We start from the raw sequence: 732 nt of genomic DNA, 5'->3' as shown, positions 1-732 counted from the left end.
ACCCGCGCCGGCCAGAAGATCCGCGAGCAGTATGCCGATACCGGCGGCTTCACGGACCACGTCTTCGCTGTCACCGCCCTGCTCGGATTCCAGTTCATCCCCCGCATCCGCGACCTGCCATCCAAGCGCCTCTACCTCTTCGATCCGGCCGCTTGCCCGAAAGAGCTGAAGGGGCTGATCGGCGGCAAGATCAGAGACCGTCTCATCGCCGCGAACTGGCCGGATATCCTGCGCAGCGTGGCAACCATGGCGTCAGGGGCCATGCCGCCGAGCCAACTCCTGCGGAAGTTTGCCTCCTATCCCAGACAGCACGAGCTGGCGGTCACCTTGCGAGAAATCGGACGGGTCGAACGGACGCTCTTCATCATCGATTGGCTGCTCGATGCCGACATGCAGCGCCGCGCACAGATCGGGCTCAACAAAGGTGAGGCCCATCATGCCCTGAAGAACGCCCTTCGCATCGGCCGCCAGGGCGAAATCCGCGATCGCACCTCCGAAGGCCAGCACTTCCGCATGGCCGGGCTGAACCTCCTCGCCGCAATCGTCATCTACTGGAATACCAAGCATCTCGGCCAGGCCGTCGCCAGCCGCCGACGCGAAGGCCTGGACTGCTCGCCCAACCTCCTGGCGCACATCTCGCCCCTCGGATGGGCCCATCTCCTGCTCACGGGGGAGTACAGGTGGCCGAAAAAAGCTTAGCGTAGGATTCTGCCCCCTCCGGCATCAGACCCC

General features: G+C 64.3%; 1 protein-coding gene. It reads left to right on the top strand.

The features are described from left to right. Positions 1-699: Tn3 family transposase (locus LZA78_RS17555; protein WP_233678168.1), on the top strand; the 699-nt coding region annotated here is incomplete at its 5' end. Positions 700-732: the final 33 nt, after the last annotated feature.

Origin of the sequence: Rhodobacter flavimaris (assembly GCF_021378075.1) — a bacterium.
GTDB lineage: Bacteria > Pseudomonadota > Alphaproteobacteria > Rhodobacterales > Rhodobacteraceae > Rhodobacter > Rhodobacter flavimaris.
This window is presented reverse-complemented; position numbering and strand designations above follow the sequence as displayed.